Origin of the sequence: Pseudomonas sp. B21-035 (genome assembly GCF_024748945.1) — a bacterium.
Taxonomy (GTDB): domain Bacteria; phylum Pseudomonadota; class Gammaproteobacteria; order Pseudomonadales; family Pseudomonadaceae; genus Aquipseudomonas.
Genome location: NZ_CP087179.1, coordinates 3,168,125 through 3,186,200, shown reverse-complemented (window position 1 = coordinate 3,186,200; position 18,076 = coordinate 3,168,125). Strand labels below are relative to the sequence as shown.

Annotated in this window: 12 protein-coding genes; 9 read left to right on the top strand and 3 right to left on the bottom strand. The window is 64.0% G+C overall.

What is annotated here, in order from left to right:
• Nucleotides 1-40: 40 nt before the first annotated feature.
• The 3 genes from LOY22_RS14600 (at nt 41) to pgm (ending at nt 5,675) form a co-directional block, all read left to right on the top strand.
• On the top strand, nt 41-1,684 hold the full coding sequence (locus tag LOY22_RS14600) for a VRR-NUC domain-containing protein (protein ID WP_258593671.1): 1,644 nt from the start codon (nt 41-43) through the stop codon (nt 1,682-1,684).
• Complete coding sequence (locus LOY22_RS14595) at nt 1,681-3,942, top strand: ATP-dependent DNA helicase (RefSeq protein ID WP_258593669.1); 2,262 nt, start codon at nt 1,681-1,683, stop codon at nt 3,940-3,942. The genes LOY22_RS14600 and LOY22_RS14595 overlap by 4 nt, the downstream gene beginning before the upstream one ends.
• A gap of 95 nt (nt 3,943-4,037) precedes the next feature.
• Nucleotides 4,038-5,675, top strand: coding sequence for a phosphoglucomutase (alpha-D-glucose-1,6-bisphosphate-dependent) (gene pgm, locus LOY22_RS14590; protein WP_258593667.1), 1,638 nt, complete (start codon nt 4,038-4,040; stop codon nt 5,673-5,675).
• 102 nt (nt 5,676-5,777) lie between these two features.
• Here pgm and LOY22_RS14585 read toward each other — a convergent pair whose 3' ends face one another.
• Complete coding sequence (locus LOY22_RS14585; RefSeq protein ID WP_093382094.1) at nt 5,778-6,476, bottom strand: pirin family protein; 699 nt, start codon at nt 6,474-6,476, stop codon at nt 5,778-5,780.
• Nucleotides 6,477-6,664: 188 nt separating this feature from the next.
• Between LOY22_RS14585 and LOY22_RS14580 the strand changes: the two genes are divergently transcribed.
• The gene (locus LOY22_RS14580; RefSeq protein ID WP_213604296.1) at nt 6,665-9,169 is read left to right on the top strand and encodes a UvrD-helicase domain-containing protein; all 2,505 of its coding nucleotides are present in this window, start codon (nt 6,665-6,667) and stop codon (nt 9,167-9,169) included.
• Here LOY22_RS14580 and LOY22_RS14575 read toward each other — a convergent pair.
• Nucleotides 9,166-12,225, bottom strand: coding sequence for an efflux RND transporter permease subunit (locus LOY22_RS14575; protein WP_045198189.1), 3,060 nt, complete (start codon nt 12,223-12,225; stop codon nt 9,166-9,168). The two genes, LOY22_RS14580 and LOY22_RS14575, sit on opposite strands and share 4 nt — an antisense overlap.
• 5 nt (nt 12,226-12,230) lie before the next feature.
• Nucleotides 12,231-13,334, bottom strand: coding sequence for an efflux RND transporter periplasmic adaptor subunit (locus tag LOY22_RS14570; protein WP_283817204.1), 1,104 nt, complete (start codon nt 13,332-13,334; stop codon nt 12,231-12,233).
• A 740-nt stretch (nt 13,335-14,074) separates the two neighbouring features.
• On the opposite strand from LOY22_RS14570, the gene LOY22_RS14565 reads away from it, so the two are divergent.
• The 5 genes from LOY22_RS14565 (at nt 14,075) to LOY22_RS14545 (ending at nt 18,073) form a co-directional block, all read left to right on the top strand.
• Nucleotides 14,075-14,494 carry an MAPEG family protein gene (locus LOY22_RS14565; protein ID WP_045198192.1) on the top strand — a complete coding sequence of 140 codons (420 nt, stop codon included), beginning with the start codon at nt 14,075-14,077 and terminating at the stop codon, nt 14,492-14,494.
• Between the two features lie 67 nt (nt 14,495-14,561).
• Nucleotides 14,562-14,978 (top strand): hypothetical protein, encoded by a 417-nt coding sequence (locus tag LOY22_RS14560; protein WP_195884275.1) that lies wholly within the window; start codon nt 14,562-14,564, stop codon nt 14,976-14,978.
• 115 nt (nt 14,979-15,093) lie between these two features.
• A complete protein-coding gene (locus LOY22_RS14555) occupies nt 15,094-16,926 on the top strand; it encodes a fatty acyl-AMP ligase (protein WP_258593666.1) in 1,833 nt (610 codons plus the stop codon).
• Complete coding sequence (locus LOY22_RS14550) at nt 16,923-17,171, top strand: acyl carrier protein (protein ID WP_045198198.1); 249 nt, start codon at nt 16,923-16,925, stop codon at nt 17,169-17,171. The genes LOY22_RS14555 and LOY22_RS14550 overlap by 4 nt, the downstream gene beginning before the upstream one ends.
• Nucleotides 17,168-18,073, top strand: a complete 906-nt coding sequence (locus tag LOY22_RS14545) for a fatty acid desaturase (RefSeq protein WP_052676521.1) — start codon at nt 17,168-17,170, stop codon at nt 18,071-18,073. The genes LOY22_RS14550 and LOY22_RS14545 overlap by 4 nt, the downstream gene beginning before the upstream one ends.
• Nucleotides 18,074-18,076 lie beyond the last annotated feature (3 nt).

Here is an 18,076-nt window from a genome sequence, read left to right as displayed (position 1 = left end):
ATGTATAACCAGTACTCCAGCCGCCAGCCCGTACCGCGCCGTGATCGCCCATTCCGTCGACGACCCGTTCTACTACCTGCACAACTTCCAGCAAGTGCTCGACTGGATCGAGCTGCGCTATGCCGACCTGCTCGACGACCAGGAGCACGCCTTCATCAGCCAGTTCCGCCAGCAGCCGCAGGCGGCCCAGGCCTTGCTGGTGCGCATGGTGATGCGCAAGGGTCAGCTGTTTCGCCCGAGCAAGCTCGACTACGCCGAGATCGGCTCGACCCAGGCTGCCCTGGCGCCATTGCTGGCCCTGGGCTGGGTAGTCGATGACGGCGTGCTGAGCCTTGAGCAGCTGTTCCAGCTGCTGCGCAAGGACGAGTTGGCCCAGGGCTTTGCCGACCGGCTCGAACGGCCACGGGCGGCCAAGGGCGAACTGCTGGCCCAGTTGCAGGCCCTTGAGCTGCCGCCGCAGCCGTTGCAGCAATGGCTGCCGGGCTTTGCCGAGCCGATCATCGAGCTACGCCTGCAGGCCTTGTGCGACCGTCTGCGCCTGCTGTTCTTCGGCAACCTGTACCAGGACTGGTCGGAGTTCGTGCTGGCCGACTTGGGCCTGCTGCGCTACGAGCAGGTGGCCTTCAGCGCCGACTCGCGGGCCTTGCGCCAGCGCAGCGACATCGATGTGGCGCTGGCCTTGCACCAGTGCGCCGAGCTGCTGGAGCAGGGCGTGTCGCTTGAGCAGGTGGTCGGGCACATCGAGTGCCTGGACAGCGACAACCCCTGGCTGCTGCGCCGTCGCTCGCGACTGCTGTACCAGCTTGGCCAGCACAGCGAGCGCCTCGGTGACTGGCCGCTGGCCCTGCGCATCTACCCGCGCAGCCAGCATCCGCAGGCGCGCATCCGTCATGTGCGGGTACTGGAGCGTAGCGAGCAGTGGGCGCAGGCGTTCGAACTGGCCGCGCAGATCGCCCGGCAACCGGCCAACAGCCTTGAGGTCCAGGCCCTGGCGCGGATGCTGCCGCGTTTGCAGCGCAAGCTGGGCGGGCCGCCGCAGCCACGGCGGGCCAAGCCCCAGGTCAGCCTGGTCGAGCTGCAACTGCCGGCCGAACTGGCGGCGCTGGGCGTCGAGCAGGCCGTGCAGTTGCACCTGGGGCAGGGCGGCGGGCAGGTGCATTACGTCGAGAACAGCCTGTTCAACAGCCTGTTCGGCCTGTTGTGCTGGGAGGCGATCTTCGCGCCGTTGCCGGGGGCGTTCTTCCACCCGTTCCAGAGCGCCCCGCAGGACTTGCACGACGCCGAGTTCCATGGCCGGCGCAGCGAGCTGTTCGCCCGCTGCCTGGGGCAACTGGACGACGGCAGTTACCGGCAGACCATTCGCCGTCATTTTGTCAGCAAGCAGGGGCTGCAATCGCCTTTTGTCTATTGGCAGGTGCTCAGCGAAGAGTTGCTCGAACAGGCGCTGATCTGCCTGCCCCCGGCACACCTGAAAAGCTGTTTCGAGCGCCTGCTCGAAGACATCCAGGCCAACCGTTCGGGCATGCCTGATTTGATCCAGTTCTGGCCCGAGCAGCAACGCTACCGCATGGTCGAGGTCAAGGGCCCGGGTGACCGCCTGCAGGACAGCCAGCTGCGCTGGATCGAATTCTGCGCCGGGCACGGCCTGCCAGTGGAAGTCTGTCACGTGCACTGGGCGCCATGAGCTACAGCGTGGCGGTGCGGGCGTTGTGCGAGTTTACCGCCAAGGTCGGCGACCTCGACCTGCGCTTCACCCCGTCACCCACGGCCCAGGAGGGCATCAGCGGCCACCGGCGGGTGGTGGCCGGGCGCGGCGAGGGCTACGAGGCCGAGGTCAGCCTCGAAGGCCAGTATGCGGCCTTGCAGGTGCGCGGCCGCGCCGACGGCTACGACCCGCGGCTCAACCGCCTCGAAGAAATCAAGACCTATCGCGGCGACCTGACGCGCCAGCCCGACAACCATCGCCAGTTGCACTGGGCTCAGGCCCGGGTCTACGGCTGGTTGTTGTGCCAGCAGCGCCAGTTGCCGGCATTGCGCCTGGCGCTGGTGTACCTGAATGTCGACAACGATGAACAGACCCTGGTCGAAGAGCAGCGCAGTGCCCAGGAGCTTGAACAGTTCTTCAACGCCCAGTGTGCGATCTTCCTGCACTGGGCCGAGCAGCAGCTGCAGCGCCAGGCCTTGCGCAATCAGGGCCTGCAGGCCCTGGCATTCCCCCACGGGCAGTTTCGCCATGGCCAGCGTGAACTGGCCGAAACCGTTTACAAGGCGGTCAGCACCGGCCGCTGCCTGATGGCCCAGGCCACCACCGGCATCGGCAAGACCTTGGGCACGCTGTTTCCGCTGCTCAAGGCCATGGTCCCGCAGCAACTGGACAAAATCCTGTTCCTCAGCGCCAAGACCCCCGGCCGCGCCCTGGGGCTGGAGGCGCTGCGCCAGGTAATGGCCAGCGGCACCCAGCCGGCCCTGCGCAGCCTGGAGCTGGTGGCCCGCGACAAGTCCTGCGAATACCCCGGCACGGCTTGCCATGGTGATGCCTGCCCGTTGGCCAAGGGCTTCTACGACCGCCTGCCAGCGGCGCGCCAGGCCGCCCAGGCCGTGGCGGTGCTGGACAAGGCCGCCCTGCGTGAGGTGGCCCTGGCCCATCAGGTGTGCCCCTATTACCTGGGCCAGGAGATGGCCCGCTGGGTCGATGTGCTGGTGGCCGACTACAACTATTACTTTGACCAGAGCGCCTTGTTGTTCGGCCTGGCCCAGGCCAACCAATGGCGTCTGGCGCTGCTGGTGGACGAGGCGCACAACCTGGTCGAGCGGGCCCGGCAGATGTACAGCGCAAGCCTCGACCAGGGCCAGTTGCTGGCCCTGCGCAAGCTTAAGCCGGCCGGGCTGGGCAGCGCCCTGGAGCGCCTCAATCGCCAGTGGAATGCCCTGCACAAGGCGCAGCTGGCGCCTTACCGGGTGGTCGACGGCCTGCCCGACGCCCTGCTCAAGGCCTTGCAACAGTGCATCGGGCTGATCCAGGAGCAACTCAACCAGACGCCGACCGGTATTGACCCTGCGGTGTTACAGTTCTTCTTTCAGGCGCTGCAGTTCAGCCGCGTCAGCGAGTTGTTCGACGAGCACTTCCTGTTCGATATCAGCAAGCGCCCGGGCCCGGGCAAGCGCGCCTTGTCGACCCTGTGCCTGCGCAACGTGGTGCCGGCGACGCTGATTGGCCCGCGGCTGACTGCAGCGCGCAGTGCCACCCTGTTTTCCGCCACCTTGAGCCCGCGCCATTACTACGCCGACCTGCTCGGCATGCCGGCCGATTGCGCCTGGCTCGAGGTCGCCTCACCGTTTGCCGCCGAGCAACTGCAGGTGCGGGTGATCAGCAGCGTCTCGACCCGTTACCAGCACCGGGAGGCGTCGCTGGCGCCAATCGTCGAGCTGATCGCCGAGCAGTATGCCCAGGCGCCGGGCAACTACCTGGCGTTCTTCAGCAGTTTCGACTACCTGCAGCAGGTCTCGAGCCTGTTGGCCGCGCGCTACCCGGCCATCAGCCAATGGAGCCAGGCGCCGGGCATGGACGAGCAGCAGCGCCAGGGTTTTCTTGAGCGTTTTGTTCCCCAGGGCCAGGGCGTCGGCTTTGCCGTGCTCGGCGGCGCCTTTGCCGAAGGCGTCGACCTGCCGGGCACGCGCCTGATTGGCGCCTTTGTCGCCACCCTCGGGCTGCCCCAGGTCAACCCGGTCAACGAACAGATCAAGCAGCGCATGGCCCGGCTGTTCAGCGCAGGCTTCGACTACACCTACCTGTACCCCGGAGTGCAGAAGGTCATCCAGGCGGCGGGCCGGGTGATTCGCGGCAACGACGACCGTGGCACGCTGTTGCTGATCGATGACCGCTTCGCCGAAGCCCGCGTACAGCGCATGTTTCCGGCCTGGTGGGCGCCTGAGCAGAAATAATCGCCGGCGCGGGGATAGTCACGGTCGCTTGCTGGTCAAACTGCCAGTAAACTGCGTGTTTTCATCACCCTGAACATCCTTTCTTGAGGTTTTGCATGAAGCTCAGTCCTTTGGCGGGCAAACCGGCCCCGGCCTCCGTGCTGGTGGATATCCCGCAACTGTTGACCGCCTACTACACCGGCCAGCCCGATGCCAGCATCGCTACCCAGCGCGTGGCCTTCGGCACCTCCGGGCACCGTGGCAGCTCCCTGGACCTGAGCTTCAACGAAAACCACGTGCTGGCCATCAGTCAGGCCATTTGCCTGTACCGTCAGGCCAAGGGCATCGACGGTCCGCTGTTCATCGGCGCCGACACCCATGCGCTGTCGACCCCGGCAGCAGCCAGCGCCCTGCAGGTACTGGCGGCCAACGGCGTTGAGGTGATGTTGTCCAAGGACGACGAGTACACCCCGACCCCGGCGGTGTCCCACGCCATCATCTGCTACAACCGCGGGCGCAGTAGCGGCCTTGCCGACGGCATCGTCATCACCCCGTCGCACAACCCGCCGCAAAGCGGTGGCTTCAAGTACAACCCGCCCAACGGCGGCCCGGCCGACAGCGATGTCACCAAGTGGATCGAGGCCAAGGCCAACGACCTGCTGGCAGCGGGCCTCGACGGCGTCAAGCGCATGGCCCATGAGCAGGCGCTGGCGGCCAGCACCACCCACCGTCATGACTATGTCGCCAGCTACGTCGCCGACCTGGAAAACGTCATCGACTTCGACGTGATCCGCGGCGCCAACCTGCGCCTGGGCGTCGACCCGCTGGGCGGGGCAGGGGTGCGCTACTGGTCGGCGATTGCCGAGCACTACAAGCTCAACCTGGAAGTGGTCAACACCGAGGTCGACCCGACTTTCCGCTTCATGTCGGTCGACTGGGACGGGCAGATCCGCATGGACCCATCCTCGCCGTACGCCATGCAAGGCCTGATCGGCCTGCGCGAGCGCTTCGACGTGGCCTTTGCCTGCGACCCGGACCACGACCGCCACGGCATCGTTACCAAAAATGGCCTGCTCGCCCCGAACAACTACCTGGCGGTGGCCATCGACTACCTGTTCCAGCACCGTCCCCAGTGGCGCAGCGACGCCGCCGTGGGCAAGACCGTGGTCAGCAGCGGCCTGATTGACCGCGTCACCGCGCGCCTGGGCCGCCGCCTGTTCGAGGTGCCGGTGGGCTTCAAGTTCTTTGCCGACGGCCTGTTCGATGGCTCCCTGGGCTTTGGTGGCGAGGAGAGCGCTGGCGCCTCGTTCCTGCGCAAGGACGGCAGCGTCTGGACCACCGACAAGGACGGCCTGATCCCGGCCTTGCTGGCGGCGGAAATCACCGCGCGCACCGGCCGCGACCCGAGCCAGGCCTATGCCGAGCTTACCGCTACGCTGGGCGAGCCGTTTGCCACCCGCGTCGAGGCCAAGGCCAACCCGCAGCAAAAGGCCCTGCTGAGCAAACTGGCACCGGAGCAGGTCAAGTCGACCATGCTCGCCGGTGAGCCGATCGAGCAGATCCTCAGCCATGCGTCGGGCAACAACCAGGCCATTGGTGGCCTCAAGGTGATGACTGCCAACGGCTGGTTCGCCGCGCGGCCGTCGGGTACCGAGGACATCTACAAGATCTACGCCGAAAGCTTCATCGATCAAGCGCACCTGCAGCGCCTGGTGGCCGAAGCCCAGGAACTGGTGGATGCGGCGATTGCCTGACCGCTAACAGCATCGCGGGTCAAGTCGGATCGCCGCACCGCCGCTCCTACAGATGGGTGTAGGAGCGGCGGTGCGGCGATCCGACTTGACCCGCGATGGCCCTCACGCGATATCAACCAGCACTATCTCGCTGTCCTGCACCGCCATCACCCTGAGCACCTGCTCATCCTCGATCGCCAGCCCGTCACGGGCTTCGACGCTCACGCCGTTGACTTCAACCAGGCCCTTGGCCGGCACCAGGTAGCCTCGACGCCCGGCTTCGAAGCGGTATTCGGCGCTTTCCCCGGCGCGCAAGGTCGCCGCCACCAGGCGTGCATCGGCACGAATCTGCAGCGCCTGCTCATCGCCTTCACGGCCGCTGGCCAGGGTCACGAAGCCTTCGCCGCGCTCGCCTTTGGGGAACGGCCGGGTGCCCCAGGACGGCGCCTGGCCGACGCGCTGCGGGATGATCCAGATCTGGAAGATGCGCGCATCGACCTGCTCCAGGTTGTACTCGCTGTGGGTGATGCCGGTGCCGGCACTCATCACCTGCACGTCACCGGCTTCGGTACGGCCCTTATTGCCCAGGTTGTCCTGGTGGCTGATGGCGCCTTCACGTACATAAGTGATGATTTCCATGTCGCGGTGCGGGTGCGGCGGGAAGCCGCTGCCGGCGGCGATCAGGTCGTCGTTCCAGACCCGCAGGGTACCCCAGTGCATGCGCGCCGGGTCATGGTATTCGGCGAACGAGAAGTGATGATGGGCGTCGAGCCAACCATGGTTGGCATGGCCAAGGCTCTTGAACGGGCGCAGTTGCAGCATGATGGTTGTCCTCGAAGTGAGTGGATGGGACAAATGATCCATCAATCAATGATCGAAAATAAGCGTAAATTTCGACTGATAATAATCATGTTTGTCGATATATAGAGCTGCGGTAATTTGTACGCTTCATCGCCTAATTCACTGATCTACAAGTAATCGGCTGGTGATTTTTGCCCGATGGAGCGAACATGGCCGCTGGTTTTCATTCTGTTGGAGTCGGTGTGTCTGAAGAGCGTCCCAAGCTACCCCTGGAGTTGATTGCGCCGGCGCAGTTGCCTTGGCTGCGGCGCCTCGCTGCGCGCCTGCTGGGTCGAGGCCTGAGCCGTTTGCAGGCGCAGCACCGCGACTCCTGGTTCCAGGGCCATGCCAATGGTCAGCGCACCGGTCACGCCGATGGCTTGCGCGAAGGCTACGAAGAAGGGCGGATTGATGGCTACGAAGCCGGGCGCCAGGTTTTGGTGATCCGTGACACCCGCCCCGACGGCCATGGCGTGCCCGGGCTCGACGACGCCCTGTTCGACGACTGGCGCCTGGCGCTGACTGCCGAGCTCAAGAAGCGCTTCAAGGCCGACGTCGCCCAGCGCCTGCCAGCCCACGCCCAGCCGAGCGCGGCGCAGTGGAAGATGATCTTCAGCGACACGCCGTCGACCTGCGTTATCGCCGGTGCCGGCGCCGGCAAGTCGACTTCGCTGGTACTGCGCATCCTGCTGTTGCGCCATTACCTGGGCTACGAGCTGGACGCCATGACCGTGGTGACCTTCACCCGCGAATCGCGCAAGGACTTCATCAACCGCCTGGTCCAGGTCTTTGCCCTGTGGCAACTGGAACTCAGCCAGGTGCAGGCGCGCGAGCTGGTGCGCACCTTCCATTCGCGTATCCTGCCGCTGGTACGCAGCCTGCCGGGTTTCAGCCAGGTGCGCGCGTTCGAGACCCTGGGCAGCGAAATGCCCGGCGGCAGCGAAGCCAATGCTGACAGCAATCCGTTCGACCTGCGTATCAACGATGCCCAACGCCAGCAACTCAACCTCTGTTACCGCGACCTGCTGGGCAGCAGCCCGCGCTTTGCCGAGCTGATCGCCGGCCTGCGCCGCGAGGCTCTGCAGCTCAAGGCGCTGGACCGCGATCACCCCGATGTGCAAAAGCGTGTGGCGGTGACCCAGCTGTCGGCCAGCCGCGACGAAGAGCTGTGCGACACCCTTGAAGACCTGTGGTTTGCTGCCGGTGCCTGGCCGATCAAGGGCATCGAGCCGAGCCGCGAAACCGTCGAAATCAACGGTAGCCGCTTTCATTTCCATGGCCATATCGCCGAGTTGGACGCTTACGTAGTGCTCGGTTTCGACCCCGGAGAAAACCAGCAGTACAAGCGCCCCGGGGCCAAGCTGCCGGTGTGGGCGGAGTGGGTGATCAAGCGCACCCTGTTTCAAGCTTTCTGCGATAAGCCAGTGATTTGGCTGGAAAACTACGCTGCGGCCAAGCGCCTGACATCGTCCCTGGCCGGTGATGCCGTGGCCGGGCCGGGCTTTGATTACAAGGTCAAGGGCGAGCTGGGCGCAGCGCCGCTGCTGGATGCCTTTGTTGGCGCTGCCGGCTTTATCGAGAACCTCGGGCTTGAGGTCAACAAGGCGGTCGGTGCCATGAGCTTCCCGGCCGGCGACACCGACGCCCTGTTCTTTGAAGCCCTGGGCCTGTACTGGAAAGCCCTGGAGGCGCACCTGCTGGGCCAGTCGCCGCCGATCATGAGCTACAACCGCATGTTCGCCCTGTTCGGCGAGAACAACCCGCAGAACCTGCAACTGTTGCCCGACCCGCTGTTGCGGCCGTTGGCACACCTGATGATCGACGAGTTCCAGGACGTCTCGCCGCAGATCGTGTCCTGGCTGCGCGCCTGCCTGCGCGAAATCCGCCGCCGTGGCCCGGCCATGCAGGTCGGGCGGGTGGCGCAGCATTCGTCGCTCTTGTGCGTGGGTGATGACTGGCAGTCGATCTACGGCTGGCGTGGCAGTTCGCCCAAGTACTTCATGGAGTTTGCCAAGGAGTTCCCGGCGCCGAGCAGCACGCGGGTGATGCTCGCCGACAACTACCGCAGCCACCAGCACATCATCGATGCGGCCGAGCATATCGTCAAATCGGCGCCGGCCATCAGCGGCAAGAAGGCCAGGGCTTGCGGCCCGGCGGCCGAGACGCCGCTGCCGGTCAAGGTGCTCGAGCGCGACGAGGCGAGCCTGGCCGAAACCCTGCTGGAGCACTACCGCAACGGCGAATCGGTCATGCTGCTGTACCGCAAGAGCAGCGACAAGGCGGCGATTGCCGAGCACCTGCAGGCACTGGTCAACCACGAAGCCGGTTTGCCGGCGGCGCAACGGCGCCTGCGCCAGCTGACCTATCACAGCGCCAAGGGCCTGCAGGCCGACGCGGTGTTCATGCTCGGAGACTGCCAGCACCTGACCCATTCGCCGTACAAGAACCAGGTCTATCGTCAGGCGGGCCTGGGCCGCAGCGGCGATGCCCAGGCGTTCGACAACGCGCAAAAGGACGAAGTCCTGCGCCTGGCCTACGTGGCCATTACCCGCGCGGCGAAACACTGCTACTGGTATGTCGAGAAGCCCACGGCAGAGGCGGCCAACCTGCCTCGCGCCTCCAGCCAGGTGGATGGGCGCAAGGCCTTTTTTGCCGACGAGCGCGTGCCTGGCTAGGGCCGCTTGACCCGGCACCAGGCGGCGTACAGCGCCGGCAGAAACAACAGGGTGAGGGCGGTGGCGACGATCAGGCCGCCCATGATGGCCACCGCCATGGGCCCGAAGAAAATGCTGCGCGACAGCGGAATCATCGCCAGCACCGCCGCCAGGGCGGTCAGCACGATGGGCCGAAAGCGCCGTACCGTGGCCTCGATGATCGCCTGCCAGCGGTCCATGCCGGCCTTGATGTCCTGTTCGATCTGATCGACCAGGATCACCGAGTTGCGCATGATCATGCCCGACAGGGCGATGGTGCCCAGCAGCGCGACAAAGCCGAACGGCTGCTGGAACATCAGCAGAAACAGGGTGACGCCGATCAGCCCCAGCGGGGCGGTGAGGAACACCATGATCGAGCGCGAGAAACTGCGCAACTGGACCATCAACAGGGTCAGCACCACCACGACGAACAGCGGCAGGCCAGCCTTCACCGACTGCTGGCCGCGCGCCGAGTTCTCTACCGTGCCGCCGACTTCCAGCAGGTAGCCGTCAGGCAGGCTGGCGCGGATCGGCTCCAGGGTCGGCTGGATCTGCTTGACCAGGCTCACCGGTTGCTGGTCGCCCTGGATATCGGCGCGAATGGTCACTGTCGGCAGGCGGTTGCGGTGCCAGATCACCCCCTCTTCAAAGCCGTATTCAAGAATCGCGATCTGCGCCAGGCTGACGCTATGGCCCTGGGCGGTCGGCATCGACAGGCTGGACAGTTGCGACAGTTGCTGGCGCTCCTGCTCGCTGCCGCGCACAAGAATCTCGATCAGTTCGTTGTCTTCGCGGTACTGGCTGACCGCAGCGCCGGTCAGCGAGCCCTGGAGGAACCGCGACAGGTCGGCGGTGCTGGCCCCCAGCGCCCGGGCGCGGTCCTGGTCGATGTTCAAGCGCACCACCTTGCTTGGCTCTTCCCAGTCGAGGTGGACGTTGAGCACATGGGGGTTCTCGCGAATTTTGTCGGCCACCTGGCGGGCCAGGGCGCGGACCTCCTGAATGTGTTCACCCGATACCCGAAACTGCACCGGGTAGCCCACCGGCGGCCCGTTCTCCAGGCGTGAGACCCGTGTGCGCAGGGCCGGGAATTGTTCATTGAGGGTCGCGACCAGCCACTGGCGCAGCGCTTCGCGGTCTTCGATGGTTTTCGCCAGCACCACGAACTGGGCAAAGCTTGCCGCCGCCAGTTGCTGGTCCAGGGGCAGATAGAAGCGCGGCGAACCGGTGCCGACATAGGCCACGTAGTTGTCGATGCCGTCATGCTCGGCCAGCAGGCGCTCCAGGCGATGGACCTGTTGTTCGGTCGCGGTCAGCGATGCACCCTCGGCCAGCTTGATATCTACCATCAGCTCCAGGCGCCCCGAGGCCGGAAAGAACTGCTGCGGGACGAAGCGAAACAGCAGGATCGAGGCGACGAACAACCCCAGGGTCAGGGCGATCACGGTTTTGCGATGGTCCACGCACCAGGCCACCAGTGCCCGCACCCGGCGGTAGAAGGGCGTGTCGTAAGTGGCCTGGGCGCCGTGCGCCTGGGCTTGCGCGCCGGTGTGGCTGCGCTGTGGCAGCAGCCGTGCGCCCAGGTAGGGGACGAACACCACCGCGGCGATCCACGACATCAACAGTGCCAGGGTCACCACCTGGAAGATCGAGCGGGTGTATTCGCCGGTGTCCGACTGCGCGGTGGCAATCGGCAGAAAACCTGCGGCGGTGATCAGGGTGCCGGTGAGCATCGGAAAGGCCGTGCTGGTCCAGGCGTAACTGGCCGCGGCCAATCGGTCGAGGCCTTGCTCCATCTTGATCGCCATCATTTCCACGGCAATGATCGCGTCGTCGACCATCAATCCCAGCGCCAGCACCAGTGCCCCCAGGGAGATCTTGTGCAGGCCGATGCCCAGGTAGTACATGGCGGTAAAGGTCATGGCCAGCACCAGCGGGATCGACAGGGCCACGACCAGGCCGGTGCGCAGCCCCAGCGACAGGAAGCTGACCACCAGCACGATCACCAGGGCTTCGCTCAGCACCCGGACAAACTCGCCGACGCCGGTCTTTACCGCCGCCGGCTGGTCAGAGACCTTGTGCAGTTGCATGCCCGCCGGCAAGTGCTGCTGCAGGCGGGCAAACTCGCCTTGCAGAGCCTGGCCGAGGACCAGGATGTCGCCGCCGGCCTTCATCGACACGGCAAGACCGATCGCCGGTTCGCCCATGAAGCGCATGCGCGGCGCCGGCGGGTCGTTGAAGCCGCGCTTGACCTCGGCAACGTCACCCAGGCGAAAGGTATTGCCGGCCACCTGCAGGGGGAAGTTACGGATCTGCTCGACGGTCTCGAAGCGCCCGCTGACCCGCAATTGCACGCGGTCGGTCGGGGTCTCGACGAAACCGCTGGCGGCCACCGCGTTCTGTTCCTCAAGGGCCTGGCGCACCGCGCCGAGGCTCAGGCCGAGGTTGACCAGCTTGGTGTTCAACAGCTCGATCCAGATCTTTTCATCCTGCAGGCCCAGCAGCTCGACCTTGCCGACGTCCTTGACCCGTTGCAGCTGCAACTGGATGCGGTCGGCGTAGTCTTTGAGCACGGCATAGTCGTAGCCCTGGCCGGTCAAGGCATAGATGTTGCCGAAGGTGGTGCCGAATTCATCGTTGAAGAACGGCCCGAGCGTGCCCTGGGGCAGGGTGTGGCGGATATCGCTGACCTTCTTGCGGACCTGGTACCACAGCTCGGGCAGTTTCGCCGAGTTCAGGGTCTGGCTGGCAGTGAAGATCACCTGCGATTCCCCCGGGCGCGAGAACGAGGTGATGCGTTCATACTCGCCGGTTTCCATCAGCTTCTTTTCGATCCGTTCGGTGACCTGGCGCGCCACCTCTTCGGCGCTCGCCCCGGGCCACAGGGTACGGATGACCATGGCCTTGAAGGTGAAGGGCGGGTCTTCGCTCTGGCCCAGCTTGGTGTAGGCCAGGGCGCCGGTCACGGCCATCAGCAACATCACATAGAGGACGATCTGGCGATTGCGCAGCGCCCAGGCAGACAGGTTGAAATTCATCCGGGCTACTCCTTGCCGGCCAAGGCAACCTGACGGTTCTGGTTATCGACCGGCTGGACCTTCTGCCCCTCGCGCAGCACCTGAACCCCGGCGCTGACCACCCAGTCGTCCGGCGCCAGCCCCTGCAGCACCGCGACCTGCTGTTCGCCAAAGCTGCCGATGCTGACGAAGGCACGGCGCAGGGTCGATTGCTGCGGGTCGACCACCCACACAAACGGCCGGTTGGCTTCAGCGCTGAGCGCCGACAGCGGCACTGCCAGGGTCGCGCTGGCTTCATGGGCGATGAACACTCGCGCGCTTTGCCCCAGCTCCACCGGCACTGCGTTGTCGGTGAAGGTCACCCGGGCGGCAAAGGTCCGTGAGCGGGGGTCGGCCGACGGTGACATCTCGCGGATCTGGCCGTTGAAGCGCCGTTGTGGTTGCGACCACAGCTCGATCGATACCGGCTGGCCAATGCGAAAACGCTCGAAGGCTTGCTCCGGCAAGTTGATCAGCACTTCACGCTCGCCGTCGGCGGCCAGGCTGAACACCGTGCGCCCGGCGCTGACCACCTGCCCGACTTCGAGCATGCGCCGGGCAATCACCCCGCTTTGGGTGGCGCGCAGCACGGCATAGTCGGCCTGGTTGCGGGCACTGTTGAATTGCGCGGTGGCCTGCCTGAGCTGGGCTTCGCCTGCGCGGTAGGCGTTGTCGACATTCTCGAATTGCGAATGGCTGACCATATTGCGCTGCAACAGCCGCTGGTAGCGATCACGCTCGGCCTGCACCAGGCGCAGGTTGGCCTGGGCGGCGGCCACCTGGGCGCGGCGGGCGTCGAGCTGAAAATGCAGGTCTTGCGGGTCGAGTTGCGCCAGTGGCTGGCCCTCGCGAACCTTCTGGCCAACCTCGACCAGGCGCTTGCTGACCTTGCCATCGATGCGAAAGGCCAGCTCCGGCTCGAAGCGTGCGCGCACTTCCCCCGGGTAGGCATCGGCCAGGTCGGTCGCCGCCTGCGGATGGACAATCAGCACCGCGAGGGGAGGGGGCGAAGGCGGGGCAGGGGCGTCACAGGCCGCGAGCAGGGCAATGAGGCTGACAGGCAATACCATAGACAACACGGGGCTGTGCATGCGGATAAACCTTCCCTGGGCGTTGTAATTGTTATGGGCAGCGAAAAGATCCTAGGTCTGCTACCCCCAAGCGTCCAGTAATGAAATGTAAATCCGGGCAACGCTGAAACTGCAATTTCAACGGGAAAATAGCGTGACCGTTTGGTCACTGTAAGACCGATAGTTATTTATTAAAAAATATCAACTCATTTGAATAGCCGTTATCGCCAATCCCTCTTTACGGCGTGATGCCCGGTCTAGACTTGTTACTCGACGCCAGTGTGACAACTTCTTTACAGGTAAACAGCGCAAGTGCCCGGCGAAGGGATCCAAAAGCGATGAGCGGTGTTTTTTTTCGCTTGACGCTCGAAAAGAACCGTGCAACTTTTGGAAACAGTTAAGCGAGGAGCGCGAATATGTCGAACGGAGTCGACCACGTCATTCGGGTTGCAGTTAAACCCATCACCACACGGCTTTTGTCGTCTCGGTCCTGCTCAGATTGCTGGCGTAACCGCTGCTGCTACATGCAGTAGACACGGTCTCGGGCAATCGCTGTCAATGCTGCCGAAGTAGCCTGAATAGTCACAACTGTTTGGGATGTTTCTTACGCTGTATTACGCCACCGTAAAGTAGTCGGTCTGTTATCGTCGATTTGGCCTTGAACCCAGGGCCAACTGTTCAGCCTGCGCGCCGGTGTAGTGGCGGGCGAGCGGCTGGGCATCGGAAAGTTGTAGAAAACCAACAATAAGAAGGTGTGTGCAATGAATCAAGGTCTGATGTTTTATCCGGCGCTGGCAATGATCCTGCTGACCGTCGTGGTGCTGTATCTGATGTTTCGTGGACGGCAAAGTGCCGTGAAGTCCGGAGCGCTGAGTGCCGCTTACTTCAAGACCTATGACACCGGCGAGAAGCTGCCGCGGGCAGTACGCCAGACCGAGCGCTGCTTTCACAACCTGTTGGAGTCGACGCCACCGTTCTACTTCCTGTGTGTCGCCCTGATCAGCCTGGCCAAGGTTGACTGGGTGTTCATCGGCCTGGCCTGGGCCTACGTCGCCTGCCGGGTGCTGCAGAGCCTGGTGCACGTCACCAACAACAAGGTCGGGCCACGCTCCAAGCTGTTCATGCTGAGCTGGCTGGTGCTCCTGGCGATGTGCGTGCGCCTGGGCTTTCTGATCCTCTGACAGTACGTTTGTTTGTTTCTAATGATAGACCGCGGCGACTACTGGCAATCACCGGAGACCGTTCGAGATGAGCACAACAATAACAACAACAGCGCGTGGCAGTAAAAGCAGGCGAATGTTTATAACCGGGGTGTTGTCGGCCATCCTCTACGGCGGCTGGGCCTATTATGTAAACGCCGGGCTGGAAACTGCCATGGCCTCGGCCATGGTACAGGCGCTGGGCAGCTTTATTGGCGGCTACCTGGTTGCCGGCCTGGTAGAGTTTGCCTTTAGCGTCACGCCCAAACCCTGGCGCTTTCCAATTGCTGCATTTGTCCCCTATGGCTTGACCCTGCTGACCTATGCCGCTGCGCATCGATTGGTCGGTACGCCGGAAATTCTCAAAACCATCATGCTCAATATTATTGTCGGGACACCCTACTTTGTTCTTTATTGCGTGAAACTTGAACGCAATGAAGCGCAGCGTTTGATATTAAGCAGTTGAGTCTCGCACGTCACAGCTAATAACACTGTTTCAATAACACGTCGGTCGCGCGCGAGTGCGCGCGAGTTAGGGCTGTGCGCTGTATAAAAATAATAACGAACCAGAGCCGTTAATCATGAATATGAACGTTGAGCGGAGCACCTCGCTGGTGAAACCGTCGGCCGCTGCATCGGTAGTTGCAACGCTGGTGGATCTCGCCCGTCATCATGCCCGGGTACAACCCGATAAACAGTACTTGTTGTGGCTCGACAAGGGCCGCGAAGAGGGCAAGACCTATACCTTCGCCGAGTTGGATTACGCCGCCAGGGCACTGGCGGTCGAACTTCAACAGCAACTGGCCCTGAAGGCCGGCGCCGAGCGGCAACCACCGGCGGCGATCATCGCCACGCAACCCGGGCCGCAGTTTGTATTGGCGTTTTTCGCCTGCCTGTATGCCGGCATTGCCGCAGTGCCGGTCTACCCGCAGAAAAAAAATGAAAGCAGTGAACGCTTGTGCCGGGTCATCAGCGATGCCGGGGCGCAGTTGCTGATCACTGACCGGCTGTCGCTGGCGGCGCTGCTCGCGCATGAGGTCATCACCGGCCTGGTGCAGGTGGTCGACGTCGACCAGGCCGACCCCGCGCTTGCCGGGCAATGGCAGGCGCCGGCCATCGATGCAGACTCAGTTGCCTTCATCCAGTACACCTCGGGCTCCACCGGCATTCCCAAGGGCGTGGTGGTCACTCACGCCAACCTGATGAGCAACGAGCAGATGATTGCCGAGTCGCTCAATCACGACCACAACACCGTGTATGTCAGCTGGCTGCCGGTGTTCCACGACCTGGGCCTGATCGGCCTGCTGCAGGCGTTCTACCTGGGCGTGCGCTGCATCCTTATGTCGCCGCTGGCTTTTGTCGCCAACCCGTTGCGCTGGCTGGAGGCGATCTCCCGCTACCGCGCAACCACCAGTGGCGCACCGAACTTCGCCTACGACCTGTGCCTGCAGCGCACCACGCCAGAGCAACGCCAGCAGTTGGACCTGAGCAACTGGACGGTCGCCTACAGCGGCGCCGAACCGGTGCGCAAGGGCACCCTCGAGCGCTTTGCCGAAGCCTTTGCCGACAGTGGCTTCCGGGCGCAGGCGTATTGCCCCTGCTATGGCATGGCCGAAAGCACGCTGTTCGTCACCGGCGTGCCGCAAGGCGTCACGCCGCTGACCCTGACCCTGGACAAAGCGCAGCTCAACCTCGACCGCGCGGTGCTGGTCGACGCACAGCACGCCGGGCCACAGAGCATTCACTTCGTCAGCTCCGGGGTACCGGCGCAAAGCTGCCAGGTACGCGTGGTCGACCCGCAGCGCTGCGTGGCACTTGCGGACGATCTGGTCGGTGAAATCTGGGTCAGCAGCCCGAGCGTCAGTGGCGGCTATCGCAACCGCCCGCAACTGTCCCAGGAGGTGCTGCAGGCAACCCTTGAAGGCGAGCCGCAGCGGCGCTTCCTGCGCACCGGCGACCTGGGCTTCATGCACCAGGGCGAGCTGTTCGTCACCGGCCGGCGCAAGGATCTGATCATCATCGATGGCAAAAATCACTACCCCCACGACCTTGAACAGACCATCGAAAGCACCCTCGCCGAGCTGAGCATCAGCATCGCCAATGCCTTTTCCATCGCGGCGTTTTCCGTCGATCGCGACGAGCGCGAGCAACTGGTGGTGGTGATCTCGCTGCACAAGAGCCAGGCGCAGATCTTCTCGGTCGAGCAGACCAGCCGGGCGATCAGCGCGGCAGTGTCGCGTGCCCATGGTGTGGCCCTGGATGAGCTGTTGTTCGTCAGCAGCCGCTTGCCCTTGACCTCCAGTGGCAAGTTGCAGCGCGCGCAGTGCCGCAGCCTGTACCTGGACGGGCAGTTGCAGGCGGTGGTCTCGCCGTTCGAGCTCAACCACCAGGGCACCAGGGAGGTGACGTCATGAGCCAGCAACAGATCGCCCAATGGCTGCGCGAACACCTGGCAAGCCTGCTCAAGCTCGACCTGGCGCAGGTCGACAGCGCCCTGGCGTTCGATGAGTACGGCGTCGCCTCGCGCGATGCCGTGGGCATGATCGGTGAGCTCGGTGAATGGCTTGAGCGCGAGCTCGATCCTGCCCTGGTCTACGACTACCCGTCGATCGACGAACTCAGCAACCACCTTTCCACGCTCACGAGGGCTGAACCATGAACCCAGTACCGCAGCACGGCGCGCGCGTCGATTGCGAGGACGAGTTTCGCCGCCTGATGACCCGCCCGCGCTTCGCCTGGCCGACCATCATCCTGTTCGTGGTGATCATGCTGGCCTTCATCCTGTCCACGGCGCTGGCGGTCAGCGACCGCCTGGCCATGGGCTGGGCATTCGTCATCAACACCTTGTGTTCGTACCTGGCCTACACCGTGTTGCACGAAGCGTCCCACGGGCTGATCTGCGCCAACCGCTTTGCCAATGACGTCATTGGCCGCCTGGGGTTCCTGCTGGTGACCCTGACGCCGTTCTTGCGCACTTACCGCTTCCTGCACATGGCCCACCACCATCACACCAATGATCCGCGCCTGGACCCGGATTATTCCTGCGGTGGCGGCCGCGCCTGGACCCTGCCGCTGCGCTGGCTGATGATGGACAGTGCCTACATCACCACCTACTTTCGCAACGGCTCTTATCAGTCCCGGCCGACCGCCGAGAAGGTCGAGTTCTGGCTGGCCTGGCTATTTGCCGTGGCGGTGGTGGTGACCGTCTGCCTGATGGGCTGGATCGTACCGTTCCTGGTGCTGTACCTGCTGCCGACCCGGGTCGCGCAGTTCTTCCTGGCGATCACCTTCGACTACCTGCCGCACTTTCCCCACGCCACCAAGGCGCACGACAACAAGTACCAGGCGACCAACAACCGGGTCGGCATGGACTGGCTGTTCTTCCCGTTGTTCGTCGGCCAGAACTATCACCTGTCGCACCACCTGTACCCCGGCGCGCCGTTCTATCGCTACAAGAAAGTCTGGCTGTCGAGAAAGACCCGCCATGAAGCCCAGGCGCCGGCACTGGTGCCCGGGCACCGGCTGGCACCGATCAAGCAACCCCTTTCTCTGGCTGAGTAACTG

Bases quoted from the DNA above. Each gene is read 5' to 3' on its own strand.
- LOY22_RS14575 (WP_045198189.1), bottom strand. From the start codon at position 12,225: ATGAATTTCAACCTGTCTGCCTGGGCGCTGCGCAATCGCCAGATCGTC.
- LOY22_RS14580 (WP_213604296.1), top strand. From the start codon at position 6,665: ATGGCCGCTGGTTTTCATTCTGTTGGAGTCGGTGTGTCTGAAGAGCGT.
- LOY22_RS14560 (WP_195884275.1), top strand. From the start codon at position 14,562: ATGAGCACAACAATAACAACAACAGCGCGTGGCAGTAAAAGCAGGCGA.
- LOY22_RS14585 (WP_093382094.1), bottom strand. From the start codon at position 6,476: ATGCTGCAACTGCGCCCGTTCAAGAGCCTTGGCCATGCCAACCATGGT.
- LOY22_RS14595 (WP_258593669.1), top strand. From the start codon at position 1,681: ATGAGCTACAGCGTGGCGGTGCGGGCGTTGTGCGAGTTTACCGCCAAG.
- LOY22_RS14550 (WP_045198198.1), top strand. From the start codon at position 16,923: ATGAGCCAGCAACAGATCGCCCAATGGCTGCGCGAACACCTGGCAAGC.
- LOY22_RS14565 (WP_045198192.1), top strand. From the start codon at position 14,075: ATGAATCAAGGTCTGATGTTTTATCCGGCGCTGGCAATGATCCTGCTG.
- LOY22_RS14545 (WP_052676521.1), top strand. From the start codon at position 17,168: ATGAACCCAGTACCGCAGCACGGCGCGCGCGTCGATTGCGAGGACGAG.
- LOY22_RS14570 (WP_283817204.1), bottom strand. From the start codon at position 13,334: ATGCACAGCCCCGTGTTGTCTATGGTATTGCCTGTCAGCCTCATTGCC.
- LOY22_RS14555 (WP_258593666.1), top strand. From the start codon at position 15,094: ATGAATATGAACGTTGAGCGGAGCACCTCGCTGGTGAAACCGTCGGCC.
- pgm (WP_258593667.1), top strand. From the start codon at position 4,038: ATGAAGCTCAGTCCTTTGGCGGGCAAACCGGCCCCGGCCTCCGTGCTG.